Origin of the sequence: Allokutzneria sp. NRRL B-24872 (genome assembly GCF_002155965.1) — a bacterium.
Classification (GTDB): Bacteria; Actinomycetota; Actinomycetes; order Mycobacteriales; family Pseudonocardiaceae; genus Allokutzneria.
Map to the genome: position 1 here is coordinate 71107 of NZ_MUMH01000134.1, position 7981 is coordinate 79087.

The 7981-nt window shown below is 70.0% G+C and carries 8 protein-coding genes and 1 pseudogene; 6 read left to right on the top strand and 3 right to left on the bottom strand.

Going from position 1 to position 7981, the window contains the following annotated elements; all coding sequences use genetic code 11:
- Positions 1-14 precede the first annotated feature (14 nt).
- On the top strand, positions 15-494 hold the full coding sequence (dut, locus tag CCN37_RS30250; RefSeq protein WP_086827376.1) for a dUTP diphosphatase: 480 nt from the start codon (positions 15-17) through the stop codon (positions 492-494).
- Positions 495-501: 7 nt separating this feature from the next.
- Positions 502-1131, top strand: a complete 630-nt coding sequence (locus tag CCN37_RS30255) for a DUF3710 domain-containing protein (RefSeq protein WP_086827378.1) — start codon at positions 502-504, stop codon at positions 1129-1131.
- A 10-nt stretch (positions 1132-1141) separates the two neighbouring features.
- On the opposite strand, the gene CCN37_RS30260 is transcribed toward CCN37_RS30255, so the two are convergent.
- The gene (locus CCN37_RS30260; protein ID WP_086827380.1) at positions 1142-1849 is read right to left on the bottom strand and encodes a serine aminopeptidase domain-containing protein; all 708 of its coding nucleotides are present in this window, start codon (positions 1847-1849) and stop codon (positions 1142-1144) included.
- Positions 1850-1952: 103 nt separating this feature from the next.
- Between CCN37_RS30260 and CCN37_RS30265 the strand changes: the two genes are divergently transcribed.
- Entirely contained in the window at positions 1953-2333 is a 381-nt protein-coding gene (locus tag CCN37_RS30265) for an OB-fold nucleic acid binding domain-containing protein (protein ID WP_086827408.1), read from the top strand.
- Positions 2326-3012 (top strand): DUF3159 domain-containing protein, encoded by a 687-nt coding sequence (locus tag CCN37_RS30270; RefSeq protein WP_086827382.1) that lies wholly within the window; start codon positions 2326-2328, stop codon positions 3010-3012. Before CCN37_RS30265 ends, CCN37_RS30270 begins: the two co-directional genes overlap by 8 nt.
- A 104-nt stretch (positions 3013-3116) precedes the next feature.
- Here the strand turns inward: CCN37_RS30270 and CCN37_RS30275 are convergent, their stop codons facing one another.
- Entirely contained in the window at positions 3117-3773 is a 657-nt protein-coding gene (locus CCN37_RS30275; RefSeq protein ID WP_086827384.1) for a TrkA family potassium uptake protein, read from the bottom strand.
- Positions 3773-4471 (bottom strand): annotated as a pseudogene (locus CCN37_RS30280) (TrkA family potassium uptake protein); the annotation flags it as partial. The gene CCN37_RS30275 and the pseudogene CCN37_RS30280, both read right to left, overlap by 1 nt.
- A 111-nt stretch (positions 4472-4582) precedes the next feature.
- Here CCN37_RS30280 and CCN37_RS30285 point away from each other — a divergent pair.
- Both CCN37_RS30285 and CCN37_RS30290 read left to right on the top strand, forming a co-directional pair.
- A complete protein-coding gene (locus CCN37_RS30285; RefSeq protein WP_086827388.1) occupies positions 4583-6613 on the top strand; it encodes an APC family permease in 2031 nt (676 codons plus the stop codon).
- Positions 6597-7799 carry a class I SAM-dependent RNA methyltransferase gene (locus CCN37_RS30290; RefSeq protein ID WP_086827391.1) on the top strand — a complete coding sequence of 401 codons (1203 nt, stop codon included), beginning with the start codon at positions 6597-6599 and terminating at the stop codon, positions 7797-7799. The genes CCN37_RS30285 and CCN37_RS30290 overlap by 17 nt, the downstream gene beginning before the upstream one ends.
- The last annotated feature ends 182 nt before the right edge of the window (positions 7800-7981 follow it).

Consider the following 7981-nt stretch of genomic DNA (forward strand, 5'->3'; position numbering starts at 1 on the left):
TAGTCTCGCCGGTCGTGTCCAGCCTTGAGGTGCTCCTGACCCGGACCGATCCCGACGTCCCGCTGCCGAGCTACGCGCGGCCGGACGACGCCGGAGTCGATCTCGTCACCACCGAAGACCTCGTGCTCGCCCCCGGAGAACGCGGTGTCGTCGGCACCGGGATCGCGGTGGCCCTGCCCAGCGGCTACGCCGGGTTCGTGCACCCGCGCTCCGGCCTCGCCGCCCGCGCCGGGCTCAGCGTGGTGAACACGCCGGGCACCATCGACGCCGGCTACCGCGGCGAGATCCGGGTCTGCCTGGTCAACCACGACGTGCGCGAGCCGATCGTGCTGCGCCGCGGCGACCGGATCGCCCAGCTCGTGGTTCAACGTGTCGAACACGCGGTGTTCCGCGAAGTGGAGTCCCTGCCAGACTCCGAGCGCGGCGCAGGCGGATACGGCTCCACCGGAGGCCACGCGGTGCTTCAATCGGCTAACACGGCTACGGAGGGCTGAGGAGATCATGTTCGGAAGGCGCCGCCGCGAGCGGAAGCAGGCGGAAGAGCAGGCCCGCGTCGACGCGGAGAGCACTGCGATCGAGGCGGACGAGGACGGGCCGCTCGGTCCGTTCGACGAGGCCGACGCGCCCGAGGACGAGATCTCGCGACTGGACCTCGGTTCGGTGCGGGTCCCGGTCCCCGACGGCTCGCAGTTGCAGGTCGAGGTCGGTCAGGACGACGGTGAGCTGCGCGCGGTGCACGTGGTGACGCCGGTCGGCCGGGTGACCGTGAGCGCCTACGCGGCGCCGCGCACCGGCGACATGTGGCGGGAGATCGCCAAGGAGCTGGCCGACCAGCTGCGCGGCGAGGGCCACCGGGTCATCAAGGAGCGCGGTGTCTGGGGCGACGAGGTCTCCGCGGAGATCGCCAACGACGACGTCGCGCTGCGCTTCATCGGCGTGAACGGTCCTCGGTGGATGCTGCGCGGCGTGACCGCGGGCCCGCGCGAGGCCGCCGAGGACGCCGCCGACATGCTGCGCGAGATCCTGCGGCTGACCGTGGTCGTGCGCGGCCAGTCACCGATGCCCGTGCGCACGCCGCTGCCCGTGGAGCTGCCCGACGCCATCGCCCAGCACCTCCAGTCCCAGCAGTAGTTCGGCTTGGCTAGTGGCGGCTGCTCGCTCGGAGATGGGCGAGCACCGCCGCTCGGCCCAGCGATTCCCGGTCCGCGCCGAGCGCGCGGAGGGGGATCGCGGTCAGCGCTGAGGTCGGTAGGGCTTGGTGCCACGCCTCGGCCACTGACAGCGGGTGCAGCGGATCGTCGGAGCACGCCGCGACGCCCGTGGGCACGGTGATCGTCGAGAGGTCCGCGAGCGTTGGGGCCGGTGTCGCGGCCGCGGCGTCGAGAGCGTCGGGCAGCGCGTCGCCGTGACGGCTCCAAGAGCGCCGCAGTTCGTCGGCCAGCCACGGGTCGACGCCCGCGCACGCTCGGTCCAGTGCTTCCGGCAGACCCACTTCGCGCACGGACGCCGCGCCGAAGCGTGCCGCGACGGCCGCTGGCCGCTCCTCCGAACGGCCGGTCCACGCGGGCATCGCGAGGAGCAGGCCGGCGCACCTGTCCGGGTTCTCCGCCGCCCACGCCGCCGCCAGGTGCGCGCCGAGCGAGATGCCTCCTGCGAGCACCGGACCCGCCTCAGCCGCTTCGGCCAGGGCCGAGACGAGGTCTCCGGGCATCCCTGGACCTGGTGTGATGAGCGGGATGCCGAGCGAGCGCAGCGGCTGCTCGAAGACCGCGCGGACGAACTCGTCGTCCGAGCCCGCCCCCGGCAGCAGCACCGCGCGAGGACCCGGTGCGGACCTCGTGAGCGCCATGACAGATGATCCTGCCTTCGTCGGGGTCGGGCGGCACCGGCGGATGGCTACTCTGGATCTGACGACCCGTCACCACGGGTCCCTACGCACGGGAGCAACCAGCATGGGTGGCAACGGTGGTGGCTATCTCCGCCGCCTCATCCGCCGTCTGACCAGCGATGTCGCTGAGTTGGACGCCGATGACCTCTCGCGGAAAGCGGAGGCTCAGGGCGCCCGGCGTGCGTGTGACTGCCGTTCCGGTGAAGAGGTCACCGTGGTAGGCAGGTTGCGCAGCGTCGAGCTGTGTCCGAAGGACGCGGTGGCGACGCTGGAGGCCGAGCTCTACGACGGCACCGACGGCGTGCTGCTCGTGTGGCTCGGGCGCAGGCGTATCCCGGGCATCGAGCCCGGGCGGACGATAAAGGCACGAGGCCGGCTCGCGGTGCGGGACGGGCGCAAGGTCCTTTACAACCCTTACTACGAACTGCAGACAACTCATGACTGAAGAACCCAAGGCCACCGAGCCCACCACCGACCCGGTCGAGCCTGCCCCGAAGCGTGCGGACCCGACCCTGCTGGACCAGATGGGCGGTCTGGTCGGCCTGATCTCCTCGACGATCCCGGTCGTCGCCTTCGTCACCATCAACTCCCTCGCCGGGTTGCAGCCCGCGATCTGGGGCGCGCTCGGCGTCGCCGCGCTGATCGCCGTGTGGCGGCTGGTGCGCAAGGAGGCCCTGCAGCCCGCCGTCTCCGGCTTCCTCGGCGTCGGCATCTGCGTGTTCATCGCCAACCAGACAGGCGAGGCCAAGGGCTTCTTCCTGTTCGGCATCTGGGCGAGCCTGGTCTACGCCGGGGTGTTCCTGGTGTCGGTGCTGGTGCGCTGGCCGCTGGTCGGCGTGATCTGGTCCACGCTCAACGACACCGGCTTCGCCTGGCGCGAGGACAAGGCGGCGCGGCTGGCCTACGACGTCGCCACGCTGGCCTGGATTCTCGTCTTCGGCGCCCGCTTCGTGGTGCAGAACTACCTCTACGACGCGAACCAGACCGGCTGGCTGACCGTGGCCAGGCTGTCCATGGGCTGGCCGCTGACGATCCTCGTCGGCCTGGTCACCGTCTGGGCCGTGCGCCGCGTCGGCAAGCTGGAGAAGAACGCCTCCACCAGCACCACCCCCGCCACCGCGTAACACGGGTAACAGCCGCGGCAGAGCACCCGTTTCGTACTCCTAGCGGGAAAGAGAGCGTTCTCAACTCCCGCTGGGAGTACGAAACGGGCAAACGGGGCGCTGGGTCAGAAGCCGAGGGCGGAGCGGATGTCGGACTCGACGTCGTCGGTGGCCACGAAGAGGAGCTCGTCGCCCGCCTCAAGGGGATCGTCGCCTTGGGGCACGATCACCCGGCCGCCGCGCAGCACGGTGACCAGCGCGGCGTTGCGGGGCAGGTCGAGGCTCTCGATCGTGCGCCCGGCAAGCGGGGTCTCCTCGGGCAGCGTGACCTCGACGAGGTTCGCCTGACCCTGCCGCAGCGTCATCAGCCGCACCAGGTCGCCGACCGTGACGGCCTCCTCGACCATGGCGGCGAGCATCCTCGGCGTGGACACCGCCACGTCGACGCCCCACGCCTCGGTGAACAGCCACTCGTTGCGCGGGTCGTTGACCCTGGCGACCACGCGCCGCACGGCGAACTCGGTCTTGGCCAGCAGCGACACCACCAGGTTGACCTTGTCGTCCCCGGTCGCGGCGATCACCACGTCGCACAGCTCGATCCCGGCCTCCTCCAAGGAAGCCAGCTCGCAGGCGTCGGCGTGCACCCACTCCGCCTGCTCGACGCTCTGCGGCTCGAAGTGCTCCCGGTCCCGCTCAATCAGCATGACCTGGTGGTTGCTCTCCAGGAGCTCGTGGGCGATGGACCGGCCCACCGCGCCCGCTCCTGCGATGGCGACGCGCATCAGTGCCCCTCCTCCGGCGACTCGGCGGCGGCCTTGGCGACCTCGGTCACCGTTCCGGACAGCGCCGCCACGTAGATCGCGTCATCGGCCTGAACCACGGAGTCCGGCCCGGGCAGCAGACCGGTGCCGAAGCGCATGATGAACGCCACGCGCGCGCCGGTCGCCTCCTCCAGCTCGCTGACCGGGCGGCCGACCCAGTCCTCGTGCACGGGCAGCTGGAGCACCGCGACGGTGCCCGACGGTTCTCGCCAGGCCGAAGCCGTGCCCTCGGGCAGCAGCATCCGCATGAACCGGTCGGTGGTCCACGGCACCGTGGCCACCGTGGGGATGCCCAGCCGCTCGTAGACCGCGGCCCGCTTGGGGTCGTAGATCCGGGCGGTGACGTGCTCGACGCCGAAGGTCTCCTTGGCCACCCGCGCGGAGATGATGTTGGAGTTGTCCCCGTTGGACACCGCGGCGAACGCGCCCGCCCGCTCGATGCCCGCCTCCACCAGCACCTGCCGGTGGTAGCCGATCCCGGTCACCTGCTGGCCGTGGAAGTCGCTGCCGAGGCGGCGGAACGCCTGCGCGTTCTTGTCGATGACGGCGACGGAGTGGTCGAGCCGTTCCAGGCCCTTGGCCAGCGACGAGCCGACCCGCCCGCAGCCCATGATCACCACGTGCACGATGTGCCCTCCTGCCGACGCGCCTGTCGCAACGTAGCTTCCTCCGTCGTGTCACTCGTCTTTTCCGGGCGAATCACCCGGGACGGGAGTCAACCTACCCACGGCTGCTCCATCTTGGTGAGCGGAACGAATACCCTTCGTCGCGTGTCCAAGTTCGCTACCGCGGCGAAGCGCCTCCTGCTGGGGCGCCCGTTCCGCAGCGACCGGCTCGCGCACACGCTTCTGCCGAAGCGGATCGCGTTGCCGGTCTTCGCCTCCGACGCCTTGTCCTCCGTGGCATACGCGCCCGAGGAGATCTTCATCGTCCTCTCGGTCGCCGGCCTGTCCGGCTACGTCTTCGCGCCGTGGATCGGCATCGCCGTCGCTGTGGTGATGCTCACCGTGGTGTTCAGCTACCGCCAGAACGTGCACGCCTACCCCTCCGGCGGTGGTGACTACGAGGTGGCGATGGTCAACCTCGGCCGCTACGGAGGGCTCACGGTCGGCAGCGCGCTGCTGGTCGACTACATCCTCACCGTGGCGGTGTCGATCTCCTCGGCGATGGCGAACCTGGGCTCCCTGATCCCCTACGTCGCCCAGCACAAGGTGGCCTTCGCGGTCGGCGCGATCGTCCTGCTGACCGCGGTGAACCTGCGCGGGGTCCGCGAGTCGGGCAGCGCGTTCGCCATCCCGACCTACGCGTTCATGCTCGGGATGATCTTCATGATCCTCTTCGGCATGCTGCGCGGCTTCGTCTTCGGCGAGGAGATGGTCGCCGAGAGCGCCAACCTGGAGCTGCGCGCGGAGAACGACCACCTGATGGGCCTGGCCTTCGGGATGCTGATCCTGCGCTCCTTCACCCAGGGCTGCGCGGCGCTGACCGGTGTCGAGGCGATCAGCAACGGCGTCCCCGCCTTCCGCAAGCCGAAGTCCCGCAACGCGGCGACCACGCTGCTGATGATGGGCGGCATCGCCGTCACCATGCTGATGGGCCTGGTGGTGCTGGCCCAGCTGACCGGCGTGAAGATGGCCGAGCACCCGGCCGAGCAGCTCGTCGGCGCGCCCGAGGGCTACCAGCAGAAGACGATGGTGGTGCAGATCGCCAACGCCGTCTTCAACGAGTTCCCGATCGGCGCGTTCTTCATCGCCGGCGTCACGGCCCTGATCCTGGTGCTCGCGGCGAACACGGCGTTCAACGGCTTCCCGGTGCTCGGCTCGATCCTGGCCCAGGACCGCTACCTGCCGCGCCAGCTGCACACCAGGGGCGACCGCCTGGCCTTCTCCAACGGCATCGTGTTCCTCGCCGGGTTCGCGGTCCTGCTGGTGATCCTCTACGAGGCCGAGGTCTCCAGGCTGATCCCGCTCTACACCGTCGGCGTGTTCGTGTCGTTCACGATGAGCCAGGCGGGCATGGTGCGGCACTGGAACCGGCTGCTCGCCTCGGAGACCGACGAGGCCGCGCGCAAGAAGCTCGTGCGCTCCCGGCTGATCAGCGCCTTCGGCATGACGATCACCGGCATCGTGCTCGTGGTCGTGCTGATCACCAAGTTCACCCTGGGCGCGTGGATCGCGATCGTCGCCATGGCCGCGGTCTTCGTGCTGATGACCGGCATCCGCAGGCATTACGACCACGTGGCCGAGGAGTTGGCCGCCGCGGAGATCGCGGTCGGCAAGGCGATGCTGCCCTCCCGCAACCACGCGGTGGTGCTGATCTCCAAGCTGCACCTGCCGACCATGCGCGCGCTGGCCTACGCCCGCGCGACGCGGCCGGACGTGCTGGAGGCGGTCACGGTGAACGTCGACGACCTCGACACCCGCAAGCTCGTCACCCAGTGGGAGAAGGAGCACATCAAGGTGCCGTTGAAGGTGATCGAGTCGCCCTACCGCGAGATCACCAAGCCGGTGCTGGACTACGTGAAGCGCATTCGCAGCGACAACCCCCGCGACGTGGTCACCGTCTTCATCCCGGAGTACGTGGTCGGACGGTGGTGGGAGCAGGTCCTGCACAACCAGAGCGCCTTGCGGCTCAAGGGAAGGCTGCTGTTCCAACCCGGGGTGATGGTGACCAGCGTGCCGTGGCAGCTGGTGTCCTCGCAGCGGGTCAGGGACCGCGCCGTCGTCGCCCCCGGCGCGGTGCGCCGCGGGCTCGGCGAACAACGATCAACGAGGAATCCTCAGCGTGACAACAAAAACTGACTGGACCGGCCGCCGGATCGAGCTCGAGGTCGGTGCGGTCGCCCACGGTGGCCACTGCGTCGCCCGGCACGACAACCGCGTGCTCTTCGTGCGCCACGCGCTGCCGGGCGAGGTGGTCGTCGCCCAGGTCACCGAGGACAAGGGCGGCTCCTTCTGCCGCGCCGACGCCGTGGAGGTGGTTCGGCCTTCCGATGACCGCGTCGAACCTCCTTGCCCCGTGGCGGTTCCCGGCGGTTGCGGCGGCTGCGACTTCCAGCACGCCACGCCAGCCGCGCAGCGCGCTCTGAAGGCTTCGGTGGTGCAGGAGCAGCTGAAGCGCTTGGCGGGCTTGGACTGGGACGTCGAGGTCGAGGCGCTGTCCGACGATCCGCTCGGCTGGCGCACGCGCGTGCGGCTCGCCGTCGACCGCGACGGCCGGGCGGGTCTGCGCGGGCAGCGGAGTCACCGCGTGATCCCGATCGACGACTGCCCGATCGCTTCGCCCGGTGTTCTTCCGGATGTGTTGGAGCAGCGGTGGAAGCCGGGCTCCGAGGTGCAGGTGACCCGTGACGGCGACGGCGACCTCCACGTCACCGAGTGGGTGCGCAACCAGCGCCCGCGCTTCGCCGTCGGCAGCGGCACCGCGACCGAGCACGCGGGCGGTCGTGATTGGCGCGTCGACGCCAGCGGCTTCTGGCAGGTTCACCCCGCCGCCGCCGACAAGCTCGTCTCGGTCGTCGCCGAGTTCGCCGACGCCGCGCCCGGCGCCACCGCGTGGGACCTCTACGGCGGTGTCGGCCTCTTCGCCGCCGCTCTCGCGGAGCAGGTCGGCCCGTCCGGCTCCGTCACCGTCGTCGAGTCCTCCGCGCGCGCCGTCGACTCCGGCCGCCGCAGCCTCGCCGACCTGCCGCAGGTGCGTTTCGTGCCGGGCTTGGTGGAGAAGGTCCTCGGATCGTCCGAAATGGACGGTCAGTGGCCCGACGCCGTCGTGCTCGACCCGCCCCGCAAGGGCGCAGGCCGTGCTGTCGTCGACGCCGTCTGCGACCGCTCACCCCGCCGCGTCGTGCACATCGCCTGCGACCCCGCCGCTCTGGCCCGCGACGTCGCCGACTTCGCCGCCAACGGCTACCGCCTGGCCGCGCTCCGCTCCTTCGACGCCTTCCCCATGACCCACCACATCGAATGCGTGGCCCTCTTCACCGACTGACCCTCCACCTCGCCGAGCGTGCTGAATGACTCGTTCAGCACGTCCAACCACCTCAATGACTCGTTCAGTCCGTTCAACCACATGAACGGGTCATTCAGCACGTATGAAGTACCTGAATGAGTCATTGAGGACGCTCAAGTACCTCAATGAGTCATTCGGTGCGGTGAAGCCCTGAACGACCC

What these genes read in the sequence shown, in the direction of transcription:
- CCN37_RS30260 (WP_086827380.1), bottom strand. Translation starts at nt 1,849, where the DNA reads ATGGCGCTCACGAGGTCCGCACCGGGTCCTCGCGCGGTGCTGCTGCCG.
- CCN37_RS30265 (WP_086827408.1), top strand. Translation starts at nt 1,953, where the DNA reads ATGGGTGGCAACGGTGGTGGCTATCTCCGCCGCCTCATCCGCCGTCTG.
- CCN37_RS30255 (WP_086827378.1), top strand. Translation starts at nt 502, where the DNA reads ATGTTCGGAAGGCGCCGCCGCGAGCGGAAGCAGGCGGAAGAGCAGGCC.
- CCN37_RS30270 (WP_086827382.1), top strand. Translation starts at nt 2,326, where the DNA reads ATGACTGAAGAACCCAAGGCCACCGAGCCCACCACCGACCCGGTCGAG.
- CCN37_RS30275 (WP_086827384.1), bottom strand. Translation starts at nt 3,773, where the DNA reads ATGCGCGTCGCCATCGCAGGAGCGGGCGCGGTGGGCCGGTCCATCGCC.